Source organism: Shinella sp. WSD5-1 (genome assembly GCF_963942435.1).
Classification (GTDB): Bacteria; Pseudomonadota; Alphaproteobacteria; order Rhizobiales; family Rhizobiaceae; genus Shinella; species Shinella yambaruensis.
Genome location: NZ_OZ012596.1, coordinates 1651973 through 1674670, shown reverse-complemented (window position 1 = coordinate 1674670; position 22698 = coordinate 1651973). Strand labels below are relative to the sequence as shown.

At 67.6% G+C, this 22698-nt stretch carries 25 protein-coding genes; 23 read left to right on the top strand and 2 right to left on the bottom strand.

All coding sequences use genetic code 11. The features are described from left to right. Positions 1-192 precede the first annotated feature (192 nt). The 5 genes from AABQ55_RS08030 (at position 193) to AABQ55_RS08010 (ending at position 7905) form a co-directional block, all read left to right on the top strand. Complete coding sequence (locus AABQ55_RS08030; RefSeq protein WP_272804652.1) at positions 193-3747, top strand: bifunctional diguanylate cyclase/phosphodiesterase; 3555 nt, start codon at positions 193-195, stop codon at positions 3745-3747. Positions 3748-3855: 108 nt separating this feature from the next. Next, on the top strand, positions 3856-4953 hold the full coding sequence (gene aroC / locus AABQ55_RS08025) for a chorismate synthase (RefSeq protein ID WP_272804651.1): 1098 nt from the start codon (positions 3856-3858) through the stop codon (positions 4951-4953). A gap of 9 nt (positions 4954-4962) precedes the next feature. Then, entirely contained in the window at positions 4963-6063 is a 1101-nt protein-coding gene (gene ribB / locus AABQ55_RS08020; RefSeq protein ID WP_272804650.1) for a 3,4-dihydroxy-2-butanone-4-phosphate synthase, read from the top strand. Positions 6064-6179: 116 nt separating this feature from the next. Continuing rightward, on the top strand, positions 6180-7076 hold the full coding sequence (locus AABQ55_RS08015; RefSeq protein WP_272804649.1) for a metal-dependent hydrolase: 897 nt from the start codon (positions 6180-6182) through the stop codon (positions 7074-7076). Positions 7077-7086: 10 nt separating this feature from the next. Further along, positions 7087-7905, top strand: coding sequence for a class I SAM-dependent methyltransferase (locus tag AABQ55_RS08010; protein ID WP_272804648.1), 819 nt, complete (start codon positions 7087-7089; stop codon positions 7903-7905). A 10-nt stretch (positions 7906-7915) separates the two neighbouring features. On the opposite strand, the gene AABQ55_RS08005 is transcribed toward AABQ55_RS08010, so the two are convergent. Continuing rightward, a complete protein-coding gene (locus AABQ55_RS08005; RefSeq protein ID WP_272804647.1) occupies positions 7916-9112 on the bottom strand; it encodes a winged helix-turn-helix domain-containing protein in 1197 nt (398 codons plus the stop codon). A gap of 181 nt (positions 9113-9293) precedes the next feature. Here AABQ55_RS08005 and AABQ55_RS08000 point away from each other — a divergent pair, with 181 nt between their 5' ends. Genes AABQ55_RS08000 through AABQ55_RS07975 form a run of 6 tightly spaced genes read left to right on the top strand, consistent with a single transcriptional unit; the run spans position 9294 to position 14223 of the window. Beyond that, entirely contained in the window at positions 9294-9974 is a 681-nt protein-coding gene (locus tag AABQ55_RS08000; RefSeq protein WP_244767815.1) for an energy-coupling factor ABC transporter ATP-binding protein, read from the top strand. Beyond that, a complete protein-coding gene (locus AABQ55_RS07995) occupies positions 9968-10573 on the top strand; it encodes an energy-coupling factor transporter transmembrane component T family protein (RefSeq protein ID WP_272804646.1) in 606 nt (201 codons plus the stop codon). Before AABQ55_RS08000 ends, AABQ55_RS07995 begins: the two co-directional genes overlap by 7 nt. A gap of 36 nt (positions 10574-10609) precedes the next feature. After that, on the top strand, positions 10610-11173 hold the full coding sequence (locus AABQ55_RS07990) for a biotin transporter BioY (protein WP_244767817.1): 564 nt from the start codon (positions 10610-10612) through the stop codon (positions 11171-11173). A gap of 4 nt (positions 11174-11177) precedes the next feature. Next, complete coding sequence (locus AABQ55_RS07985) at positions 11178-12665, top strand: class I adenylate-forming enzyme family protein (protein WP_272804645.1); 1488 nt, start codon at positions 11178-11180, stop codon at positions 12663-12665. Further along, on the top strand, positions 12643-13818 hold the full coding sequence (locus tag AABQ55_RS07980) for a thiolase family protein (RefSeq protein WP_272804644.1): 1176 nt from the start codon (positions 12643-12645) through the stop codon (positions 13816-13818). The genes AABQ55_RS07985 and AABQ55_RS07980 overlap by 23 nt, the downstream gene beginning before the upstream one ends. 9 nt (positions 13819-13827) lie before the next feature. Further along, positions 13828-14223 carry a GFA family protein gene (locus tag AABQ55_RS07975; protein WP_272804643.1) on the top strand — a complete coding sequence of 132 codons (396 nt, stop codon included), beginning with the start codon at positions 13828-13830 and terminating at the stop codon, positions 14221-14223. Here AABQ55_RS07975 and AABQ55_RS07970 read toward each other — a convergent pair. Further along, entirely contained in the window at positions 14209-14610 is a 402-nt protein-coding gene (locus tag AABQ55_RS07970) for an acyl-CoA thioesterase (protein WP_288084238.1), read from the bottom strand. The genes AABQ55_RS07975 and AABQ55_RS07970 overlap by 15 nt on opposite strands. A gap of 21 nt (positions 14611-14631) precedes the next feature. On the opposite strand from AABQ55_RS07970, the gene AABQ55_RS07965 reads away from it, so the two are divergent. The 12 genes from AABQ55_RS07965 to dxs all read left to right on the top strand — a co-directional run bounded on the left by AABQ55_RS07965 (position 14632) and on the right by dxs (position 22682). Further along, a complete protein-coding gene (locus AABQ55_RS07965; protein WP_336314368.1) occupies positions 14632-15582 on the top strand; it encodes a zinc-dependent alcohol dehydrogenase family protein in 951 nt (316 codons plus the stop codon). A gap of 69 nt (positions 15583-15651) precedes the next feature. Further along, positions 15652-16578 (top strand): histone deacetylase family protein, encoded by a 927-nt coding sequence (locus AABQ55_RS07960; protein ID WP_244767823.1) that lies wholly within the window; start codon positions 15652-15654, stop codon positions 16576-16578. A 2-nt stretch (positions 16579-16580) separates the two neighbouring features. Further along, positions 16581-16832: an exodeoxyribonuclease VII small subunit gene (locus tag AABQ55_RS07955; RefSeq protein WP_133034382.1), complete on the top strand. Its 252-nt coding sequence runs from the start codon at positions 16581-16583 to the stop codon at positions 16830-16832. Positions 16833-16876: 44 nt separating this feature from the next. After that, on the top strand, positions 16877-17185 hold the full coding sequence (locus AABQ55_RS07950; protein WP_244767824.1) for a nucleotidyltransferase family protein: 309 nt from the start codon (positions 16877-16879) through the stop codon (positions 17183-17185). Beyond that, positions 17175-17528 carry a HepT-like ribonuclease domain-containing protein gene (locus tag AABQ55_RS07945; protein ID WP_272804640.1) on the top strand — a complete coding sequence of 118 codons (354 nt, stop codon included), beginning with the start codon at positions 17175-17177 and terminating at the stop codon, positions 17526-17528. Before AABQ55_RS07950 ends, AABQ55_RS07945 begins: the two co-directional genes overlap by 11 nt. 105 nt (positions 17529-17633) lie before the next feature. Continuing rightward, a complete protein-coding gene (locus AABQ55_RS07940) occupies positions 17634-18557 on the top strand; it encodes a pirin family protein (RefSeq protein WP_272804639.1) in 924 nt (307 codons plus the stop codon). Positions 18558-18684: 127 nt separating this feature from the next. After that, entirely contained in the window at positions 18685-19008 is a 324-nt protein-coding gene (locus AABQ55_RS07935) for an ArsR/SmtB family transcription factor (protein WP_244767827.1), read from the top strand. After that, positions 19005-19403 carry an SRPBCC family protein gene (locus tag AABQ55_RS07930; RefSeq protein WP_272804638.1) on the top strand — a complete coding sequence of 133 codons (399 nt, stop codon included), beginning with the start codon at positions 19005-19007 and terminating at the stop codon, positions 19401-19403. The genes AABQ55_RS07935 and AABQ55_RS07930 overlap by 4 nt, the downstream gene beginning before the upstream one ends. 35 nt (positions 19404-19438) lie before the next feature. Next, the gene (locus AABQ55_RS07925; RefSeq protein ID WP_272804637.1) at positions 19439-19657 is read left to right on the top strand and encodes a hypothetical protein; all 219 of its coding nucleotides are present in this window, start codon (positions 19439-19441) and stop codon (positions 19655-19657) included. Further along, positions 19654-20073 carry a DUF1801 domain-containing protein gene (locus tag AABQ55_RS07920; protein WP_272804636.1) on the top strand — a complete coding sequence of 140 codons (420 nt, stop codon included), beginning with the start codon at positions 19654-19656 and terminating at the stop codon, positions 20071-20073. Before AABQ55_RS07925 ends, AABQ55_RS07920 begins: the two co-directional genes overlap by 4 nt. A 17-nt stretch (positions 20074-20090) precedes the next feature. Next, complete coding sequence (locus AABQ55_RS07915) at positions 20091-20504, top strand: DUF1801 domain-containing protein (RefSeq protein ID WP_272804635.1); 414 nt, start codon at positions 20091-20093, stop codon at positions 20502-20504. A gap of 258 nt (positions 20505-20762) precedes the next feature. After that, positions 20763-22682 carry a 1-deoxy-D-xylulose-5-phosphate synthase gene (gene dxs / locus AABQ55_RS07910; protein WP_272804634.1) on the top strand — a complete coding sequence of 640 codons (1920 nt, stop codon included), beginning with the start codon at positions 20763-20765 and terminating at the stop codon, positions 22680-22682. Positions 22683-22698 lie beyond the last annotated feature (16 nt).

Here is a 22698-nt window from a genome sequence, read left to right as displayed (position 1 = left end):
AATGGATGGCCGGAAAGGTCAGGCGAATCAAGGCGCACCGCCGGCTCGTCCCCCGAATTGTCGGACAAGTCGGCAACGCTCCGGTGGACGGAGCCGCCGTATCGGATGGGAAGTGCAAGTATTTCAGCTGCTTATAAATGCAATTTTAACAATGCCTCACTTACCGTTTTGCGATCATCGGGGACCGCCGTCTTGCACCTTCCAGCCGCCCTTCGCCACGCTCTGGCGTCCATAGCAGAATGGGCGAAGCCATCGCTCGTTCCGGCGGCCATCGCCGGCTGCGTCATCCTGACGGCGGGCGTCATCTACGAGCGGCAGAACGAGCGCATCTATCACAACGAGCTGCAGAACCATGTCGCCGGCGATCTCGCGCTGGTCGGCGCCCGGCTGCAGAGCCAGGTGAGCAGCAACGTGGCGGCGCTACGCAGCGTCGCCAACATGTTCGCCGTGGCTCCCGAGCAGGCGACGCTGCAGTTCAATGTCTTCGCCCGCAAGCTGATGCTGCAGAACGCCCATTTCCGGCGCGTCGGCGTCGCGCCGGACGGCATCGTCCGGCAGGCCTTCCCGCTCGACGGCAACCAGCACTATCTCGGCACCGACTTCAACCGCTTCCCCTCCTTCCGCCAGGCCGCCCAGGCGGACCGCTCGCGCGGGCGACCGCTGATGTTCGGGCCGGTGCAGTTCGCCAAGGGCGGCCGCGGCTTCAACCTCTTCATCCCGGTCTTCACCAATGCGGGCGCGCGGCACTATTTCTGGGGCTACATCGACGGCCTGATCGACGAGCGCAAGCTCTTCAGCGATGCCGGCCTGTTCGATCCCGACCAGGCCGCCCTGCACGGCGCGCAACGGCATGAGACCGACATCCAGCTCGCCATCCGCGATGTCAGCGTGCCGGACAATATCGTCGATCCGTTCTTCGGCGATGCGGAGATCTTCGAGAAGGATCCCGTCGTGCAGGCCCTCGACTTTCCGGGCGGCCGCTGGGAACTGGCGGCCATTCCGGCCAAGGGCTGGCACCATCCGCCGGAAAACCTCACGCAGGTCCGGCTGATCATCGTCGCCGCCGCCCTCGTCATCATCGTGCCGATCTTCCTGACCGGCGGCCTCGTCAGCGAGCGCCAGCGCAACATCGCCCGCCTGCGGGCGCGCGAACGCCAGGTGCAATCGCTCTCCCAGCGCCTCGACATCGCGCTCGACGCCTCCAAGATCGGCATCTGGGAAATCGAGCTCTCCACCGGCGCGCGCAACTGGGACGCGCAGATGCATCGCCTGCACGGCTTTCCGGAGAACGAGACGCCGAACGACCACGCATGGCGCTCCGTCCTGCACCCCGAGGACGTCGCCACCACCAGGGCCGAGATGGACATGATCCGTGCCGGCGGCAACGACTACAAGTCGCAGTACCGCATCCTCATGCCGGACGGCAGCTGGCACTACATCCGCAATGTCGGCTCGCGCCTCGTCGGCCCGAACGGCGAGGAGAAACTGACCGGCATCAGCTGGGACGTCACCGAGGACGTGCTGCTCAACCAGGCGCTGAAGAGCGCCAAGGACCATGCCGAGGTGCAGAACGCCGAGCTTGCCAAGCTGACGCAGCGCCTCGACCTCGCGCTCGATTCCTACGAATGCGGCCTGTGGGAAGCCGACCTGGAGGACGGCCTGACGCTGTGGGACGACCGCATGCACCAGCTCTACGGCGTCACGAACACCGGCGAGCGCATCACGCACGAGACCTGGATCAACGCCATCCATCCCGAGGACCGTGCGGAGGCCGAGAGCAAGGCCACGCAGACCATCGAGGAGAACGTGCCCTATCTGCGCACCTCGCGCGTCGTGCATCCCGACGGCTCCGTGCGCCATGTCCAGTCGGTGGGCAAGCTGCATGTCGGGCAGGACGGCCGGCGCAAGCTCGTCGGCCTCGCCTTCGACGTCACCAACGACATGCAGATGACCGCCCGCCTGCGCGAGGCCAAGGAACAGTCCGACCGGCAGAATGCCGAGCTCGAACGGACCAGCCGCCGTCTCGATCTTGCGCTCGATTCCTACCAGTGCGGCCTGTGGGAGGCCGACCTCGACCTCGGCCGGACCTACTGGGACGAGCGCATGCACCAACTCTACGGCCTCGCCTTCACCGACGGCATCGTGACGCACGAGGCCTGGCTCGAGGCGATGCATCCGGACGACCGCGCCGCGACGGTCGAGACCGTCAACCACTGCATCGAGCATCACCTGCCCTACGTGCATGAGGCCCGCGTCGTGCTGCCGGGCGGCGAGGTCCGCCACGTCCGCTCCGTCGGCAAGGTCCATCTCGGCCAGGACGGCAGCCGCAAGCTCATCGGCCTTGCCTTCGACGTCACCGAAGACGTGATCCTGAAGGAGAACCTGAAGGCGGCCAAGGAACAGGCGGACGCCAAGAACATCGAGCTGGAACAGGCGAAGGTCCGCATCGAGCACAATGCGCTGCACGACCCGCTGACCGGCCTCGGCAACCGCCGCAAGCTCGACGACGAGCTGACGGATATCGCCGCCCGCAGCGAGACGCAGGACGCCCGCGTCGGCATCCTGCATATCGACCTCGACCGCTTCAAGCAGATCAACGACACGCTCGGCCACGCCGCCGGAGATGCGCTGCTCGTGCACGCCTCGCAGGTGCTGCGGGCCTGCGTGCATGCCGGCGACCTCGTGGCGCGTATCGGCGGCGACGAATTTGTCGTCGTGGTGACGAACACGACGGACCAGACCTATCTCAGTGCGCTGTCGCGCCGCATCATCAGCCTGATGCAGCAGCCTGTCGAATATGAGGGTCATCTCTGCCGCTTCGGCGTCAGCATCGGCATCGCGCTGACCGAGGGCCGGTCGATCGACACCGCCAAGCTGCTCGTCAACGCCGATATCGCGCTCTACCGCGCCAAGGCGCTCGGGCGGAACCGGCACGAATTCTTCACCGAGGCGCTGCAGGCCGAGATCATCTCGAACAAGCGCATCGCCGACGACATCCTGGCCGGCATCGAGAACAACGAGTTCGTGCCCTACTACCAGCCGCAGATCGACGCGGGCACGCTGAAGCTCGCCGGCGCCGAGGCGCTCATCCGCTGGAACCACCCGCGCGACGGGCTGCTCACGCCCGACCGGTTCCTGAAGATCGCCGAGGACCTCAACGTCATGGCGACGCTCGACCGCATCGTCCTGGAAAAGGCGCTGCTGGACTGCGCCCGCTGGGCCGCCCAGGGCCTCATCATGCCGAAGATCTCGGTCAATGTCTCGGCGCGGCGCCTCAGGGACGAGAGCCTGATCGACAGCCTGACGGGCCTGTCCATCCAGCCCGGCCAGATCGCCTTCGAGCTGGTCGAATCGATCTTCCTCGACGAGAGCGACGACGTGGTGCTCGCCAATCTCGAACGCATCAAGGCGCTCGGCATCGACATCGAGATCGACGATTTCGGCACCGGCCACACCTCCATCGTCAGCCTGCTCAAGCTGAAGCCGAAACGGCTGAAGATCGACCGCCAGCTCGTCGCCCCCATCCTCACCTCGCGCAACGAGCAGGCGCTGGTTCGCTCGATCATCGAGATCGGCCGCTCGCTCGGCATCGAGATCGTGGCGGAAGGCGTGGAGACGATGGCCCATGCCGAAATGCTCGGCCTGCTCGGCTGCGACCTGCTGCAGGGCTATGCCTTCGCCAAGCCGCTCTCCCGCGACGCCTTCCTCGCCTTCGGCAGCGAGATGCGGTGGAAACTGGCGTCCTAGAGCTTTTGGGATAGCGCCAAAACCGCCTCACCCACGCGAAACCCTTGTCCCGACCCCACCTTTTCCCCTAAGAGAGGGCGCACTTTCTTGTGGGGTCCGGTTCCGCTCATGTCGCACAATACCTTCGGTCATCTCTTCCGCGTCACCACCTGGGGCGAAAGCCATGGGCCGGCGCTCGGCTGCGTGGTGGACGGCTGCCCGCCCGGCATCCGCTTCACGCTCGCCGAACTCCAGGCCTGGCTCGACAAGCGCAAGCCCGGCCAGTCGCGCTTCGTGACGCAGCGCCGCGAGGACGACCTCGTCAAGGTGCTTTCCGGCGTGATGATGGACGACGACGGCGAGACGATGATCACCACCGGCACGCCCGTCTCCATGCTGATCGAGAACACCGACCAGCGCTCCAAGGACTATGGCGAGATCGCCCGGCGCTACCGCCCCGGCCATGCCGACTATACCTATGACGTCAAGTACGGCATCCGCGACTATCGCGGCGGCGGCCGCTCCTCCGCCCGCGAGACGGCGGCGCGCGTCGCCGCCGGCGGGCTTGCCCGCAAGGTCGTGCCGGGCCTTACCGTGCGCGCCGCGCTGGTGCAGATCGGCAAGCACAGGATCAACCGCGACAACTGGGACTGGAACGCGGTGAACGACAACCCGTTCTTCGCGCCGGACCCCGCCATCGTTCCGGTCTGGGAAGAATACCTGGACGGCATCCGCAAGGCGGGCTCGTCCATCGGCGCGGTCGTCGAAGTGGTCGCCGAGGGTGTGCCCGCCGGCCTCGGCGCGCCGATCTACGGCAAGCTCGACCAGGACATCGCCTCGCTGCTGATGTCGATCAACGCCGTCAAGGGCGTGGAGATCGGCGAGGGTTTTGCGAGCGCGGAACTGACCGGCGAGGCGAACGCCGACGAGATGCGCATGGGCAATGACGGCAACCCGATCTTCCTCAGCAACCATGCCGGCGGCATCCTCGGCGGCATTTCCACCGGCCAGCCGGTGATCGCGCGCTTCGCCATCAAGCCCACGTCCTCCATCCTCACCGAGCGCCGCTCGATCGACGCCGACGGCAACAATGTCGACGTGCGCACCAAGGGCCGGCACGATCCCTGCGTCGGCATCCGCGCCGTGCCGATCGGCGAGGCGATGGTTACCTGCGCCATTGCCGACCACTATCTCCGCGACCGCGGCCAGACCGGCCGCCTGAAATAGGAAACCACCATGAGCTACGACCAGAAGCGCGTCGTCGATGCCATCCGTGCCTTCGAGGCCGGCGAGATCGTCGTCGTCATGGATGACGACGGCCGCGAGAACGAGGGCGACCTCATCGTCGCCGCCGTGCACTGCACGCCGGAGAAGATGGCCTTCATCGTGCGCCACACCTCCGGCATCGTCTGCACGCCCATGCCGCGCGAGGAGGCCAAGCGCCTCAACCTCAACGCCATGGTGGCGGAGAACGATTCGGCCCACACCACCGCCTTCACCGTCTCCGTCGACTTCAAGCACGGCACGACGACCGGCATTTCTGCCGACGACCGCACGCTGACCGTGCGCAACCTCGCCAACCCGAATGTCGGCCCGACGGATTTCGTGCGCCCCGGCCACATCTTCCCGCTCGTCGCGCGCGAGGGCGGCGTCTTGATGCGCTCCGGCCATACGGAAGCCGCCGTCGACCTCTGCAGGCTCGCAAGCCTGCCGCCGATCGGCGTGATCAGCGAACTCGTCAACGACGACGGCACCGTCATGCGCGGGCCGCAGGTCGCGAGCTTTGCCGAGCAGCATGGCCTCAAGCAGGTCTCCGTCGCCGATCTCATCGCCTACCGCCAGCGCAAGGAGACGCTGATCGAGCAGGTCGACAGCTTCGACATCGACACGCCCTACGGCAAGGCGAAGGCCCTGACCTACACCCTGCCCTGGGATCCGATGCAGCACCTCGCCGTCGTCTTCGGCGACATCCGCGACGGCGTGGACATCCCGGTGCGCCTGCATCTCGAAAATGTCGGCGGCGACGTTTTCGGCGCGAACCGCCAGATCGACGGCATCATGAAGCGGATCGCGGAGCAGGGCCGCGGCGTGATCGTCTACCTGCGCGAGGGCTCCGTCGGCGTCGGGCAGTCCTCCACCGCCCGAAAGGGCAAACACGACCGCGAGGGCCACGACGAGGCGCAGGCGCGCGAGAGCGAATGGCTGGAAATCGGCCTCGGCGCGCAGATCCTGAAGGATCTCGGCATCAGCTCGATCCGTCTCATGGCCTCGCGCGAGCGCCATTATGTCGGCCTGGAAGGGTTCGGCATCGCAATCACCGGGACGGACGTCCTTTAGGAATAGGCGCGCGCCGCGCCAACGGGCACGGCCCTGCCCTGTTGCGCGCGTCCGCCGGCTTGTGGCATTATCGAGGTCCTGCCGCTCGGCAAGCGACGAACAGCATGGTGACGATCGTGACAGACGGAGCTGGCTACGGCTGGAAAGGCAAGGAAGGCGCGACCGCCGATCACCATGGCGCGGACGACATCATCCCGCGCGACATTCGCTTCGGGATCGTCGACAAGCCGACGCGGCACTGGTTCGCCGGTGACATCGTCAAGACGGCGCTGGTCGATGGCCTGTCCATCTTCCTGCCGGAAGGCGAACGCTTCTTCATCCGCTCGCTCAAGCACTATGCCGCGCAACTGGACGACCGCGAGCTTGCGGAGGAAATCAACGGCTATGCCGTGCAGGAGGCCTACCATACCCGCGAGCACGAGGACTACAACCGCGCCATGGCCGCCCTCGGCTATGAGGTGAAGGCGATGGAAGGGCCGGTCGCCTCGGCTCTCGGCCTGACGAAGAAACCCTTGCAGAGGCTGGCGGTGACCTGCGCCATCGAGCATCTGACGGCGACGCTGTCCACCGTCACGCTGCGGCACCCGGAGATGTTCGACGGCGCGGAACCGCACTATCGCCGGCTCTGGATGTGGCATGCGCTGGAGGAAATCGAGCACAAGGCCGTCGCGCTCGACGTGCTGAAGAAGGCAACAGCGAACATGTCCGGCTGGCAGCGCTACCTGCTGCGCGTCATCGCCATGAACGCCACCATCGTCCCGTTCCTCCTGATCTTCCTGCGCAACACGCATCTCTATGCCAAGACGGACGGCGTGAAGCCCGGCTTCCGCTTCTGGATGCGCTTCCTGTGGGTCGTGTTCGTCTCTCCCGGCTTCTGGCGCCGCTGCATCCCGCTGCTCCTGCGCTACTATCTGCCGGGCTTCGATCCGCGCAACAGCGACGATGCCGCGCTGGTGATGAAGGGCCGTGAGTGGATCGCGCGGGAAATGCCCGCCGCCGGCGCCACGGCCTGACGGACCGGAAATGGGCAGCAGTCTCTTTTCCAATCTTCTCAAGTCGATTGAGCAAGGCCGGTTTCCGCGGGCGCAGAAATGGGTCTGGCGGCGCCTCTACAACCTGCTCTCCCGCTTCTGGCGCGACGAGGACTGGCGCTTCATGAACTACGGCTTCGTGCCGGAGGGCGTTCCGTTTCCCCTGAAGCCCGAGGACGAACCCGAAAGGGTCTTCATCGGGCTTTACCAGCAGGCCGTCGAAAACCTGCCCGTCGCCGGCCTGCGCGTCCTCGAAGTGGGCTCGGGCCGCGGCGGCGGATCACGCTATATCGCCCGCTACCACGCGCCGGCATCGGTGGTGGGCCTTGATTATTCCCAGGCGACCGTGGCCCGGGCGAAAAGCCTGAATGCCGGCACGCCGTCGCTTTCGTTCGAGGTGGGAGATGCCGAGCGCATGCCCTTTCCCGATGGCGCCTTCGATGTCGTCGTGAACATCGAATCGTCCCATTGCTACGCCGACGTGCCCGCCTTCGCCCGCGAAGTGGCCCGCGTGCTGGCGCCGGGCGGCTGGTTCACCTTCGCCGACATGCGCGCCAGGGCCAGCCTTGCGGAACTCGACGACCAGCTGGGCGCCCCGGGGCTGGAGAAGGTGGGCGAACGCGATCTTTCCGCGGGCGTCGTGGCGGCTCTCGATGCGGCCGAGGCGCGCAAGCGGGAGCGTATCGGCCGGCTGCGCCTGATGCGACGCTTCATGTCCGAATTTTCCGGCTCCAGGGGCTCGATCCTCTACAAGGGCCTCGCCACCGGGCAGGTGGCCTATGTCGCCCGCCGCTACCGGAAGGCGGGCTGACCGCCCGCCATCACGCGTCCGCCCTCGCCCCGTCCAGCCACCGGACGTCCTCGACGCCCGCGAATTTCGCCACGCGCGCCAGTTCCGCCTCCAGCCTCTCCATCCGGCCGGCCGAGGCGCGCACCTTCGGTTCCCACCACAGCCGCTTGACGTCGAGCGTGCCGCCCTTGCGGTCGGCCTTCATGTCGATACGGCCGACGAGGCGGTCGCCTTCGAGCAGCGGGAAGACGTAGTAGCCGTATTGCCGCTTCGGCTCCGGCACGAAGATCTCGATGCGGTAGAAATAGCCGAACAGCCTTTCGGTGCGGTTGCGGTCGCGGATCAGCGGATCGAAGGGCGAGAGCACGCGCAGGCGGGCGGGCGGATCGGGAACGTCGCCGAGGCAGGCCGGGAAATCGGCGAAGGCATGGGAGGCGCGCGGCTTGCCGCCATCCGCCGGCGCGATGGCGACGGGGCGCAGCTCCTCGCGATGCGCCTCCACCCAGGCCCTGGCCTCGTCCGGCGAGACGAGGTCCCAGAAGGCGGCGATCTCGCCATGGGTGGCAAAACCCAGCCGCTCCAGCGCGCTGCGGCAGGCCCAGTCGACGAAGGCGTCGTGCTCGACATCCGGCGCATGATGACGGGCCGGCAGCACGCGCTCGACGAGGTCGTAGACCTTCTGGAAGTTCTCGCGCCGGGCGATCGCCACCTTGCCGGTGCGCCAGAGATATTCCAGCGCCGTCTTGTTCGGATGCCAGTTCCACCAGCCGCCGGACTTGTGATCGTCCGCCTTGAGATCACGCGACAGCACGGCGCCGCCGGAAGCGATGCGCGCATAGGTCTCGTCGAAGGCCGCCTCGAACCCCTCGCCGCGCCATTTGCGCCAGCGCTCGATGATGGCGGCGTCCTCGCGGCGGAAGCGATGCTTCCAGTAGCGGAAGAAGGCGCTCGGGATGACCGAGGCGTCGTGCGTCCAGTTCTCGAAGAGCTCGCCGTCCTTCTCCAGCAGCGCCGTCAGGTGCTCGCGCCGGTAGGTCTGGTTGCGCGAGAACAGGATCTGGTGATGCGCCCGCTCCACGGTGGCGATGCTGTCCACCTGCACGAAGCCGATGTCGTGGATGAGGTTCAGCAGGCCGGCCTTGCCGAGAACGCGGCCGGGCGGCGCGCTTAGGCCCTGCCGGGCGAGAAAGATACGCCGGGCCTCGGCGTTGGAGAGGAGAATCGTCATGGTGGATGATAGGCACATATTCTTGGTTTGTTCCACCCGATTCCGACAGGAATGCGGGGATCGGCCGTTTTGCCTTTCGCCCGATTGTCGCTTATCGCACAGGCCGGCGCGGAAAACCTCTTCGCACATGCGGTAGAATTGCCTATAGCTCCCCTAGCATCCGCGAAACGGGACCCCGCTCTTGGATATCGTCTTCTCCGCCGCAACGGTGACCTATGCCGGGCGCGCCGCGCTACATCCGCTGACGCTTGCGCTGAGCGAACCGCGCATCGGCGTCGTCGGGCTCAACGGTTCGGGCAAGACCACCATGGCGCGGCTGATCAACGGCCTCGTCAAGCCGACGGGCGGCACGGTGACGGTCGACGGGCTGGACACCGTGAAGGACGAGAGCGCCGCGCGCGGAAAAACCGGGTTCATCTTCCAGAACCCGCAGCACCAGATGATCCTGCCGATCCTTGCCGAGGACATCGCCTTCGGCCTCAAGAACCGCGGCCTCGGCAAGGCGGAGATCGCCGAGCGGACGGAGGCGGTGCTTGCCCGCTTCGGCATAACCCACCTGGCGCGGCGGCGCGTGCACGAGCTTTCCGGCGGCGAGACGCAGCTCGGCGCGATCGCCAGCGTGCTCGTCACCGGCCCGGACCTCCTGATCCTCGACGAGCCGACCAACCAGCTCGACCTGAAGAACCGCGCGCTCATCGAGCGCACGGTGGCGGGCCTGCCGGAACAGGTGCTCGTCATCACGCACGACCTCGCGTTGCTCGACGGTTTCGACCGGGTGCTGGTCTTCCACGAGGGCCGGCTTGCGGCCGACGACCGGCCGGCGGAGGCGATCCGCGCCTACCGGGAGATCGCGGCATGCTGAACGGGCTCGACATCGAGGGGAATTCGCCGCTGCACCGCATGCCCGTGCGCGGCAAGCTGGCCCTGCTCTTCGCCGCCGCGATCGGGCTCTTCCTCGTTTCGGACCTGCGCATCCTCGTGCCGGCGCTCGGGCTTTCCGCCTTCCTCTACCTTTCGACCGGCATCGGCTTTCGCGAGGCCCTGCGGCGCGTGCGCTTCGTGCTCTTCACGGTGCTCCTCGTCGCGGCCGCGAACTATGCGTTCCATTCGCTGCAGGAGGCGCTGGTCGTCCTCTGCCGGCTGAGCGCGCTGGTCCTGCTCGCCGCCGCCGTCACCGCCACGACCTCCATCTCCGCCTTCATGGACGAGATCACCCGGCTCCTGACGCCGCTCGAGCGCTTCGGCTTCGTGCGCGCGGCCGATGTGAGTCTGGCGGTCGGCCTCGTCATCCGCTTCGTGCCGGAGATCTTCGCGCGCTATGGCGAGATCGCGGACGCGCACCGGGCGCGCGGCCTGCCGGTCCGGCCATTGACCACCCTCGTGCCGCTCATCATCCTGACGCTGAAGGACGCCGATACGATCGCCATGGCGATTGACGCGCGCGGCTTTCGGCGGCACTAACCATTCGACCCTATTTTGTCCACCGGGGAACCCGACATGACCACCAGAGACATCGTCCTCGTCGCCCTCTTCGCCGCGATCATCGTGGTGCTGGGCCTGCTGCCGCCGCTCACGCTCGGCTTCATTCCGGTGCCGATCACCGCGCAGACGCTCGGCGTCATGCTCGCCGGCTGCATTCTCGGCGCCAGGCGCGGCGCGGCGGCCGTGCTGCTCGTGCTGCTGCTCGTGGCGATCGGCCTGCCGGTCCTGTCTGGCGGGCGCGGCGGCCTTGCCGTCTTTGCCGGGCCGACGGCCGGCTATCTCGTCGGCTGGTTCTTCGGCGCCTATGTCTGCGGCCTGATCGCCGAGCGCTTCGTGCGGGAAGACCAGCCGGAGCTGGCGCAGTTCCTCGCCTTCCTCGCCGCCTCGGTCGCCGGCGGCATCGCGGTCGTCTACCTCTTCGGCATTCCGTGGCTCGCCTATATGAGCGGCAAGGCCTTCTTCGAGACGGCCCTCGCCTCGATGGTCTTCGTGCCCGGCGATCTCATCAAGGCCTTCGTCGCCATGCTGGCCGGCCGCGCCGTGCTCGCCGGCTATCCGCTGCTGCCGCAGCGCGCCTGAGCCGATGCCGCTTTCCGGCGCCCTCGAACGGCACGCCGCCGAAAGCCCCGCGAACCCGACCTTCCACCTGGAGGACCGGGTTCTTTCCTATGGCACGCTCACGGCGACCGCCCGGCGGCTTCACGCCGCCTTCGCCGATCTCGCCCCGCAGGGGCGCAGCGCCATCGGGCCGAAAGACCGGCTGGTCGCGATCATGACCGGCAACCACGCACTCTTTCCCGCCGCCTTCGCGGCCGCGACGGCCGGCACCCATTGCGCCGCGCTGATCGACCCGCACCTGCCGGAGGCGCAGCGCCAGCGCCTGATCGGGAAAATCGACCCCGACCTTCTTGTCACGGCCCATGGAGCGGACCTCGTCGTCGAGAGCCGGCACGGCGATGCGCGGGACGTGATCGCCGAAAGCGCCGCACTGGACACGCAGCCCCTGCCGGAAGGGGCGGCCGACGCTCCGTTCCTCATCGTCTTCACCTCGGGCACGACGGCCGATCCGAAGCCGATCATCCGCGACCGGCGCTCCTGGCGGACCAGCCTTGCCATGGGCGCGCCCTTCTTCGGCATCGACCGGACGGTGAGAACCTATGCCCCCGGCCCGCTCGCCCATGGCCTTGCGCTCTATGCGATGACCGAGACGCTGCTTGCCGGCGGTGCCTTTCATTCCGCCGCGCATTTCGATCCGGATGCGGCGCTGGCGACGATCCGGGCGAACACGATCCGCCGCCTCGTCCTGGTGCCGACCATGCTGCGCCGGCTCGCCGCGGAGCCCCCGGTGACCGGCGTCACGGCCATCACCATTGCCGGTGCGAAACTGACGGCGGCGGACCATGCGCTCTGCGCGGCGCACTTCCCCGAGGCGGCGCTGCGCGAATATTACGGCGCCTCCGAACTCGGCTTCGTCACCGTCACCGCGCCGGGCGAGGCCGCCTCCTCCACGGCGGTCGGCAGGGCCTTTCCGGGCGTCAGGATCGCCGTGCTCGACGATGCCGGCAGGCCGCTGCCGGCGGGCGAGACGGGCACGGTCTTCGTCGAAAGCCCGCTGGTCGCGACCGGCTATCTCGGACAGGGCGACGGGGCTGGGCTTGTCCGTTCCGGCAGGCTCGCGACCGTCGGCGACGTCGGTTTCATGGAGGCGGACGGCATGCTGCACCTGCTCGGCCGCTCCGGCGGCATGGTGCTGTCCGGCGGCAACAACATCTATCCTTCGGAGGTGGAGACGGCGTTGCGCGACACCGGCCTCGTGCGCGCCGCCCATGTCTTCGGCATCGACCATGCCGATCTCGGCAGCGAGCTCGTCGCGGTGATCGAGCCGGAACAGCCGGACCTGACGCCCCGGGCGCTGACGGCGGCGCTCTCGGAAGTCCTGCCGCGCTACAAGCAACCGCGCCGCATCTGGCTGTGCCGCGCCATGCCGATGACATCCTCCGGCAAGGTGGCGGCGAAGACCGTGCGGCAATGGGTGGCGGAGGAAAGCGATGCGCTCGACCGTTTCCTCTGACCGCATCCCCGTCGTCGGCGCGGCCTTCCGCACGCCGGTCGGCCGCATCGGCGGCACGCTTTCGGCCATCGAGCCGGCCAGCCTCGCCGTGCCGCTCATCCGGAAAATCCTTGCCGAGACGGGGCTGCCGCCCGATGCAGTCGACGACGTGATCCTCGGCAATGCCGCCAACAGCGCCGGCAATCTGGCGCGCCTTGCCGCGCTGGAGGCGGGCCTTCCGGTTTGCGTGCCCGGCATGACTATCGACCGGCAATGCGGCTCCGGGCTGGAGGCGATCGCGCTGGCGGCGCGGCTGGTGCAGGCGGGCGCTGGGCGCTTCTACCTTGCCGGCGGCACCGAGAGCACCAGCCGCGCCCATCTGCGCTTCCGCCCGCCGTCGACGGCGGGCGGCACGCCCGAGCCGCTCCGCCGCGCCCGCATGGCACCGGATACGGTGGGCGATCCGGACATGGGCATCGCCGCCGAAAACGTCGCCGCCCATGCCGGCATCAGCCGGGAGCGGCAGGACCTTTTCGCGCTCGAAAGCCACCGCCGCGCCGTGGCGGCGCAGAAGGCCGGGCGCTTTGCCGGCGAGATCGTGCCGGTCGATACGCCCGCCGGCCCCGTCTCCCGCGACGAATGCCCGCGCGAAAACACCGCACTGGAGAAACTCGCCGCGCTGAAGCCCGTCTTCCGCCCCGGCGGCACGGTGACGGCGGGCAATGCCTGCCCGGTCAACGACGGCGCCGCCGTCGTGCTCGTCACGTCGCTCGCCGAGGCGCAGAGGCTGGGCCTGACGGTGCTGCTGGAAATCGTCGACAGCGCGGTCGCCGGCGTCGATCCGAACCTGCTCGGCCTCGGCCCCGTGCCGGCCATGCGGAAGCTCGCCGCGCGCCATCCCGGCCTTGACGCCGCGCGCGTTCCCTTCATCGAATTCAACGAGGCCTTCGCGTCCCAGGTGCTCGCCAGCCTCGATGCGCTCGGCATCGATCCCGCCGCCGTCAACCGCGAGGGCGGTGCGCTGGCGCTCGGCCATCCCTATGGGGCCTCCGGCGCCATCCTCGTCACGCGGCTGTTCGCGCAGATGCGGGCGGCGGAAGCGGGCGCCGAGGCGCTTGCCATGATGGGTGTCGGCGGCGGCATGGGGATCGTGACGCTTTTCCGGAAACTGTGAGGAGGAACCATGGGCGAGAAGATCCATGCCGGCGGCTGCCTGTGCGGCGCCATCCGTTTCGAGGCGCGGGGCGTGGCGGAAAAGCCGCATACCTGCTCCTGCCGCTTCTGCCAGCGGCATACGGGCGCGCCGACCGCCGCCTGGGTGGAGTTTCCCGCCGAGCGCCTCGCCTGGACCGGCAGCGGCGGCAGGCCCGCCACCTGGCGCTCCTCCGATTATTCCAGCCGTGCCTTCTGCCCGGCCTGCGGCAGCTCCATCGGTGCGATCGACGACGAACCGGTCGTGGCGCTGCTGATCGGCGGCTTCGACGATCCGGCCGATCCGGCGCTGGCGCCGCAATATCATTCCTTCGAGGATTGCCGGCCGGGCTGGCTGCGGGTCGGGACGGCGTCAGGCGAGGAATGACTTCAGCCAGTCGCGCACCGGCTGCGGCACGTTGACGGGCTGACGGCTTGCCGGATCGACGGCGACCCAGACGATCTCCAGGTCGGCGACCGGCGCGCCTTCTGCGGAAATCGCGACCGCGAAGCTCAGCGAGGTCGCGCCGATGCGCGTGACGGACACCTTCAGGCGGGCAAGGTCATCGAGCTTCAGGCCGCGATGGAAGGCGCAGCCGGACTTGCGCACGAAATAGACCGGATCGGCCGCGCCGTGCGGCCGGTGCCGCCAGAGCCCGGCGACGGCCGCCTCGGCATGGGCATAATAGGCGGCATTGTGCATGTGGCCGTGCATGTCTATATCGCGGAAGGGTATCCGGACCTCGCTGAGCGTGATGTCTGCCGCCTGTTCCACGTCCTGCCCCGGGGTAAAGCCATGTTCCGTGCCGTTGTTAGAGCGTTCGGCGATCCCCGGCAAGTGATCCGCCTCGAGGAAGCCGAGCGCACCGCGCCCGGCCCCGGCGAGGTGCAAATCCGCATCCGCCGCGCGGCGATCAACCCCTCCGACCTCATCCCCGTCACCGGTGCCTATCGCAGCCGCACGGTGCTGCCCTTCGTGCCCGGCTTCGAGGGCGTCGGGGAGATCGCCGCGCTCGGCGAGGGCGTCAGCGGGCTTTCCCCCGGCCAGCGCGTGCTGCCGATCGGCGCGAGCGGACTGTGGCAGTCCTTTCTTCTCCGCCCGGCCGACTGGTGCTTCGCCGTGCCGGACGACCTTTCCGACGAGGCCGCCGCCATGGCCTATGTGAACCCGCTGACCGCCTTCCGGCTGGTCGAGGCCGCCAGGACGCATTTCGGCGCGGCAGGGGGCCAGCGCGTCGGCGTCACGGCCGCGGCCTCCGCCATCGGGGGCATGCTGCTGGTGCTGCTGGCCGAGGCCGGCTTCCGGCCCGTCGCCCTCGTGCGCAGCGCGGCGAGCGCGGCGCGGCTGGCGGAGACATTTGCCGGCGAGATCGTTCCCCATGCCGCCCCGCCGCTCGACGCGGTGCTCGACGCGGTCGGCGGGGAACCCGGCAATGCGCTGTTCCGGCAGGTCCGCGACGGCGGCGCCTTCATCCAGTACGGCGCGCTGAGCGGGGCGCAGCTCGATGCCGCGCTGGTGGCGAGCCGGCGCGAGACGGTGGCCTTCTCCTTCCTCTGGCTGCGCAACTGGGTGCATTCGGCGCCGCGCGCGGCGATCGAGGCAGCCTTCGCGCGCAGCTTTGCGGGCATTCGCGCCGGTGTCCTCGGCTCGGCCGTCGACGGCGTCTTTCCCCTTTCCGACCTTCCCGCCGCGCTCGCCCGGCAGGACGATCCCGCGCGCACCGGAAAGCTGCTTCTCGCTCCCTGACGGTTGAAAAGCCGTGGACACGGCCCATTTCCCGTGGACCTCGTGAACCGCAATGGGTAGCTTCCGGCCATGACGACGTGTCTCTTCGAGAACCCGATCTTCCTCGAGCACCATACGCCGGAGGGCCACCCGGAGCGGTCGGACCGCATCCGGGCGATCAACCTCGCGCTGGAGCACGAGCGCTTTTCGCCGCTCGTTCGCGAGAAGGCGCCGCAGGCGAACGAGGACGTCGTGCTGCTTGCCCATCCCGAGCGCCACCTCACCGCCGTCATGTCCGCCATGCCGGAGGAGGACATCAACCAGGTCGAGGCCGACACCTATGCGAGCCCCGCGACGCTGCAGGCGGCGCTGACCGGCATCGGCGGCGCCATCGCCGCGATCGACGCCGTCTTCACCGGCAAGGCCGACAATGCCTTCGTCGCCGCCCGCCCGCCCGGCCACCATGCCGAGCGCGACAGGGCGATGGGCTTCTGCTTCTTCAACAATGCCGCCATCGCCGCCCGCCATGCCCAGAAAGCGCACGGCGCCGAGCGCGTCGCCATCGTCGACTGGGACGTGCACCACGGCAACGGCACGCAGGACATCTTCTACGACGACCCGTCGGTGCTGTTCTGCTCGACGCACCAGATGCCGCTCTATCCCGGCAGCGGTGCGAAGGACGAGACGGGCGCCGGCAACATCGTCAACGCGCCACTCTCGATGAACGACGGCAGCGACCATTTCCGCGACGCCTTCCGCTCGCGCGTCCTGCCGCGCGTCGCCGATTTCCGGCCGGACGTGATCATCATATCCGCCGGCTTCGACGCCCATCACCGCGATCCGCTGGCGCAGATCAACCTCGTCGCCGACGACTTCGACTGGGCGACCGCCAAGCTGATGGAGCTTTCCGAAAAATCGGCGAACAACCGGGTGGTCAGCCTGCTGGAAGGCGGCTACGACCTCACCGGCCTCGCCGAATCCGCCGCCACCCATATCCTTCGCCTGATGAGAGGCTGACCATGACAAACGCCGCCGCCCCTGACGTCTCCGCCCTCTCCTTCGAACAGGCCGTGGAGGAGCTGGAGAAGATCGTCGCCGCCCTCGAGCGCGGCGACGTGCCGCTCGACCGCTCCATCGAGATCTACGAGCGCGGCGAGGCGCTGAAGAAGCATTGCGAGACGCTGCTCTCGGCCGCCGAGAACCGCATCGAGAAGATCCGCCTCGACCGCGCCGGCAAGCCGCAGGGCACGGAGCCGCTCGACGGGGCATAAGCCCCAACTCGACGCCCTTCTCGCGTCGTGGTAGAATTCTTCCCATGACCAGGGACGAGATCATTGCGAAGCTTCTTGAACACCGCGCCGAACTTGAGGCGGCGGGGGCGGAGCATATCTCGCTGTTTGGCTCAGTGGCGCGCGGAACCGCCACCGCCAGCTCCGACATCGACGTTCTGGTCAAGCTTTCGGAGCCGGTCCGGCAGTCCGGCTTCGGCTACTTTGGCGCCCTTGTCGATCTCAAGGAGATGATCGAAAATCTCACCGGTCGGCCGGTGGACGTGCTTCCAGAACCGATCCAGAGAGAAAGACTCCGGCAGAATGTCGAGCGGGAGCGCGTCGTTGCCTACTGAGCGGCCGAAGACCCGTCTGCGGGACATCGTCGAGAATGCGGCGAGTATCCTCACCTATACCACCGGCATGGACCGAGAGGCTTTCGCACGCAACAATCTGGTCCGCGATGCGGTGGAACGGTGCCTGGAGCGGATATCCGAGGCGGCCAGCAAGCTCGGGGGAACTGCCGAAACGCTGCTTCCAAACCATCCATGGCGGCAAATCCGCGATCTCGGCAATATCCTTCGCCACGCCTATGACAATGTCGATGAGGAAATCGTCTGGTCGATCGTGACCGAACGCCTGCCCACATTGATCATCGACGCCGAGCGTGCTGCTGCGCAGCTCCCCGACGACACCTGAGAGGCAGTGGCCGAACCCGGCGACACACCGTCAACGCCCGCTGCCCTATCCATGCCCCTGCCCGCCCGCTAGCATCCGCGAACGAAGCAACGACAGGAGGGCGCAATGAGCTTCTTTCCCGGAAAGGACCCGGAGGCCGGCGATGCGGCGGCGTGCGATGCGCTGGAGCATCTAATCATTCCGCGCACGAGCGATATCGGCGGGCTGGAGGTGCGGCGGGCGCTGCCGACGGCCAAGCGCCGGCTCGTCGGGCCCTTCATCTTCTTCGACCGCATGGGGCCGGCGCTGCTGCGCGCCGGCGAGGCCATCGACGTCAAGCCGCATCCGCATATCGGGCTGTCCACCGTCACCTATCTCTTCGACGGTGAGATCAAGCACCGCGACAGCCTCGGCACCGAGATGGTCATCGAACCCGGCGACGTGAACCTGATGACGGCGGGGCGCGGCATCGTGCATTCGGAACGCTCGCCGGAGAACCTGCGCGGCCGGCCGCAGTCGATCTCCGGCCTGCAGACCTGGCTGGCGCTGCCCGACAGCCACGAGGAGATGGCACCCGTCTTCGCCCACACGACCAAGGCGGAGCTTCCGGCCTTCTCGGCGGGCGGCATCACCGGGCGCACGATCATCGGCTCCTACGAGGGCTATACCTCGCCGGTCGGCGTGCCGACGCAGACGCTCTACGCCGACCTGACACTGGCGCCCGGCGCTTCCGCGCCGCTTGCGGCGGACTGGGAGGAACGGGCGGTCTACGTGCTGTCGGGCACGCTCGACGTCGCCGGCGACGTCTTTGCGCCCGACCAGCTGCTCGTCTTCCGCCCCGGCGATGCGATCACGCTGAAGGCCGGGCCGGAGGGCTGTCATATCATGCTCTTCGGCGGCGCGCCGCTCGGCTCCAGGCGCCATATCTGGTGGAACTTCGTCTCCTCCTCGAAGGAACGCATCGAACAGGCCAAGGAAGAATGGCGCAGCGGCCGCTTCGACATCGTGCCCGGCGACGAAGAGGAATTCGTACCGCTGCCGGCCAGCTGATGTATAGACGGTTAAGCATATATTGCAGGCAAGCGGAGTCAGTCTTTTTTGGCCCGCTTCGCCTGACTTGACTTATTCATAGTCAACCGGCTATAGGAAATACATAGCTATCAAGGTATGGATCAACGTGGCCGAAGCACATGATGCGCTCTTCCGCACGCTTGCGGACCCCACCCGCCGGGCGCTTTTCGAGCGGCTGTGCCGCGAGGGGGAGAAGACGGTGGGGGCGCTGACGGCGCAGGCCGGCGTCTCCCAGCCGGTCGTCTCCAGGCATCTCGCCCTGCTCAAGCAGGCGGGCCTGGTGCGCGACCGGCACGAGGGCCGGCAGACGCATTACAGCGCGCAACTCGATGCCCTCGCCCCGCTCGTCGACTGGACGAGCCAGATGGCCGGCTTCTGGCAGAGCCGGTTCGATCGCCTGGAAGACCTCCTGAAGAGAATGGATCAATGACAGAAACCCTTTCCGTCGTCATGGAACGGCACATCCCCCATCCGCCGGAAAAGATCTGGCGCGCTTTGACCCAACCCCATCTCATCGCCGAATGGCTGATGGAGACCGATTTTGCGGCCAGTGTCGGCCATCGCTTCGATTTCCGGGCGGAGTGGGGTTCGGTGAACTGCGAGGTGCTGGAGGTCGAGCCGCACCGCAGCCTTTCCTATACATGGGGCGATTCGCGCCTGAAGAGCATCGTCACCTGGACGCTGACGCCCGTCGGCGCGGGGACGACGCTGCGCATGGAACAGACCGGCTTCAAGCCGGACCAGCCGCGCTATTTCCAGGGCGCGCAGGCCGGCTGGCCGCGGTTCTTCGACAATCTCGACCGCGTTCTGGACAATCTCGACTGAATCGCCGGGCTCTCTTGTCGCTTGAGGAGGCAACAATGAACTGGAACATGCGGATCCGGCAGATACACCGCTGGCTCTCGATCGTCTTCACCGTCGCGGTGCTGATCAACATCGCGGCCATGACGCAGGAGAACCCGGCCCTGTGGATCGGCCTTCTTGCGCTCTTCCCGCTCATCCTGCTGCTGGCAAGCGGGCTCTATCTCTTCGCCCTGCCCTATCTGGCGCGGCGGCGCAGCCCGGAGGGCCTGCGATGACCAAGGCACCGGACGAACCGAAGCTCCTTTCGGGCGGCAATCCGCAGATCGCCAAGGGTTATGGCGACGGCCCGATCCAGGCCTATATCGCGGCCATGCCGGGCTGGAAGAGCGATATCGGCCGCGAGCTCGACGCGCTGATCGTCAAGACGGTGCCGGGCGTCCACAAGGCGGTGAAGTGGAACTCGCCGTTCTACGGCATCGAGGGCGACGGCTGGTTTCTCAGCTACCACTGCTTTGCGAAATACATCAAGCTGACCTTCTTCCGCGGCACCTCGCTCGATCCCGTCCCGCCGGTCGCCTCGAAAACCCCCGAGACGCGCTATTTCCACATCCATGAGGGCGAAGACCTCGACAAGACACCGCTTGCCGACTGGATCCGGCAGGCGAGCCGGCTTCCCGGCGAGCGCATGTGACGAAGGACACGAGGACGATGGACAAGATGGAAAGCGAAACGGCCACCCCTTCCGCGTTGATCGACGCGCGCATTGCCGAGCTTGCAGACTGGCGGGGCGAGACGCTCGCCCGGCTGCGCGCGCTCGTGAAGGCGGCCGACCCCGATATCGTCGAGGCATGGAAGTGGCGCGGCGTGCCGGTCTGGGAGCATGACGGCATCGTCTGCACCGGGGAGACCTACAAGGCCGTCGTGAAGCTGACCTTCGCCAGGGGCGCTTCCCTGGAGGATCCGGCGGGCCTCTTCAATTCCAGCCTGGACGGCAACACCCGCCGTGCCATCGATTTCCGCGAGGGCGACGTCATCCACGAGGCCGCCTTCAAGGCGCTGATCCGCGCCGCGGTGGCGCTGAATGGAGCCGCGCGCGCCAAGTCGCGTTCGAAGAAGGCATAGGGACTCCGCGTCCGGAAATCACGACAACGTGAGTGCAGGGGCCTTATGTCCGCAAAATGCCCCAATTGCCCGGGAGAACGCGGGAATGCGTCGGATTGCGCGGTATCAATCCGGCGAAATACGCTCTAGACTTGCTGAAACGGTTGAAATCGCGCGCCGCATTCTGCATGTGACAGGTGAGCGCGGCATGAGACCGCATGTCCGGGCCGGGTTCCCCAACGGAGCCAGGGCACGCGGGCGAGAACACGAGGCATGAGAGTGACACAAGCACCCGCCACCCCCCTGCTCGACAAGGTCCACATTCCCGCGGACCTGAAGGCCGTGGACGATCGCGACCTGCCGCAGCTGGCCAGCGAACTGCGCGCCGAGATGGTCGATGCCGTCTCGCGCACCGGCGGGCATCTGGGCGCGGGCCTCGGCGTGGTGGAACTGACCATCGCCATCCACAAGGTCTTCGACACGCCCAAGGACCGGCTGATCTTCGACGTCGGCCACCAGTGCTATCCGCACAAAATCCTGACCGGCCGGCGCGAGCGCATCCGCACGCTGCGCCAGGAGGACGGCCTGTCCGGCTTCACCCGCCGGGCGGAAAGCGAATACGATCCCTTCGGCGCCGCCCATTCCTCGACCTCGATCTCCGCCGGCCTCGGCATGGCGGTGGCGGCCGATCTTTCCGGCGAGCACCGCAACGTCATCGCCGTCATCGGTGACGGCGCGATGTCGGCCGGCATGGCCTATGAGGCGCTGAACAATGCCGGCGCGCTCGATGCGCGCCTTATCGTCATCCTCAACGACAACGACATGTCGATCGCCCCGCCGACGGGCGCGATGAGCGCCTATCTCGCGCGCCTCGCCTCCGGCCGCACCTATATGGGCTTTCGCGAACTCGGCAAGAAACTGACGGCCTATCTCGGCAAGACGGTCGACCGGGCGATCACCCGCGCCGTCGAGCATGCGCGCGGCTACGTCACCGGCGGCACGCTGTTCGAGGAACTGGGTTTCTACCATATCGGCCCGATCGACGGCCATTCCTTCGAACACCTCCTGCCCGTGCTGCGCAATGTGCGCGACAATTCCAGGGGGCCGGTGCTCATCCACGTCGTCACCCAGAAGGGCAAGGGCTATCCGCCGGCGGAAGCCGCCGCCGACAAGTATCACGGCGTCAACACCTTCGACGTCATCACCGGCGCGCAGGCGAAGGCCAAGCCGAACGCGCCCGCCTATACCTCCGTCTTCGCCGAGGCGCTGGTGCAGGAGGCGGGCTTCGACGAGAAGATCCTCGCCATCACCGCCGCCATGCCCTCCGGCACCGGGCTCGACAAGTTCGCCAAGGCCTACCCGGCCCGCACCTTCGATGTCGGCATCGCCGAGCAGCATGCCGTGACCTTCGCCGCCGGCCTTGCCTCCGAAGGCTACAAGCCGTTCTGCGCGCTCTATTCCACCTTCCTGCAGCGCGGCTATGACCAGGTCGTGCACGACGTCGCCATCCAGGGCCTGCCGGTGCGTTTCCCGATCGACCGCGCCGGCTTCGTCGGCGCCGACGGGCCGACCCACGCCGGCTCGTTCGACACGACCTACCTCGCCACCCTGCCCGGCTTCGTGGTGATGGCCGCCGCCGACGAGGCGGAGCTGAAGCACATGGTGCGCACCGCCAGCGCCTATGACGACGGTCCGATCTCCTTCCGCTATCCGCGCGGCGAAGGCGTCGGCGTCGACATGCCGGCACGCGGGGAGATCCTCGAGATCGGCAAGGGCCGCGTCGTCAAGCAGGGCTCCAAGGTGGCCCTCCTCTCCTTCGGCACGCGGCTCGCCGACTGTCTGCTGGCCGCAGAAGACCTCGATGCCGCCGGCCTTTCGACGACCGTTGCCGATGCGCGCTTCGCCAAGCCGCTCGACCACAACCTCATCCGCCAGCTCGCCCGCCACCACGAGGTGCTGATCACCATCGAGGAAGGCGCCATCGGCGGTTTCGGCAGCCATGTGCTGCAGTTCCTGGCGCTGGAAGGCCTGCTCGACCACGGCCTGAAGGTGCGCCCGATGGTGCTGCCGGACATCTGGATGGAACAGGCCAAGCCCGAGGCGATGTATGCCAAGGCCGGCCTCGACCGCGCCGGCATCGTCTCCACCGTGTTCCAGGCGCTCGGCCAGAAGGCCGTTGGCGTCGGCGTGGCCGGGTGACCTGAACATCCGTCCT

Bases quoted from the DNA above. Each gene is read 5' to 3' on its own strand.
- AABQ55_RS07990 (WP_244767817.1), top strand. From the start codon at position 10,610: ATGACCACCAGAGACATCGTCCTCGTCGCCCTCTTCGCCGCGATCATC.
- AABQ55_RS07965 (WP_336314368.1), top strand. From the start codon at position 14,632: ATGTTCCGTGCCGTTGTTAGAGCGTTCGGCGATCCCCGGCAAGTGATC.
- AABQ55_RS07925 (WP_272804637.1), top strand. From the start codon at position 19,439: ATGAACTGGAACATGCGGATCCGGCAGATACACCGCTGGCTCTCGATC.
- ribB (WP_272804650.1), top strand. From the start codon at position 4,963: ATGAGCTACGACCAGAAGCGCGTCGTCGATGCCATCCGTGCCTTCGAG.
- AABQ55_RS07975 (WP_272804643.1), top strand. From the start codon at position 13,828: ATGGGCGAGAAGATCCATGCCGGCGGCTGCCTGTGCGGCGCCATCCGT.
- AABQ55_RS07960 (WP_244767823.1), top strand. From the start codon at position 15,652: ATGACGACGTGTCTCTTCGAGAACCCGATCTTCCTCGAGCACCATACG.
- AABQ55_RS08010 (WP_272804648.1), top strand. From the start codon at position 7,087: ATGGGCAGCAGTCTCTTTTCCAATCTTCTCAAGTCGATTGAGCAAGGC.
- AABQ55_RS07940 (WP_272804639.1), top strand. From the start codon at position 17,634: ATGAGCTTCTTTCCCGGAAAGGACCCGGAGGCCGGCGATGCGGCGGCG.
- AABQ55_RS08005 (WP_272804647.1), bottom strand. From the start codon at position 9,112: ATGACGATTCTCCTCTCCAACGCCGAGGCCCGGCGTATCTTTCTCGCC.
- AABQ55_RS07995 (WP_272804646.1), top strand. From the start codon at position 9,968: ATGCTGAACGGGCTCGACATCGAGGGGAATTCGCCGCTGCACCGCATG.
- AABQ55_RS07915 (WP_272804635.1), top strand. From the start codon at position 20,091: ATGGACAAGATGGAAAGCGAAACGGCCACCCCTTCCGCGTTGATCGAC.
- AABQ55_RS07955 (WP_133034382.1), top strand. From the start codon at position 16,581: ATGACAAACGCCGCCGCCCCTGACGTCTCCGCCCTCTCCTTCGAACAG.
- AABQ55_RS07920 (WP_272804636.1), top strand. From the start codon at position 19,654: ATGACCAAGGCACCGGACGAACCGAAGCTCCTTTCGGGCGGCAATCCG.
- AABQ55_RS07980 (WP_272804644.1), top strand. From the start codon at position 12,643: ATGCGCTCGACCGTTTCCTCTGACCGCATCCCCGTCGTCGGCGCGGCC.
- AABQ55_RS07950 (WP_244767824.1), top strand. From the start codon at position 16,877: ATGACCAGGGACGAGATCATTGCGAAGCTTCTTGAACACCGCGCCGAA.
- AABQ55_RS07985 (WP_272804645.1), top strand. From the start codon at position 11,178: ATGCCGCTTTCCGGCGCCCTCGAACGGCACGCCGCCGAAAGCCCCGCG.
- AABQ55_RS07930 (WP_272804638.1), top strand. From the start codon at position 19,005: ATGACAGAAACCCTTTCCGTCGTCATGGAACGGCACATCCCCCATCCG.
- aroC (WP_272804651.1), top strand. From the start codon at position 3,856: ATGTCGCACAATACCTTCGGTCATCTCTTCCGCGTCACCACCTGGGGC.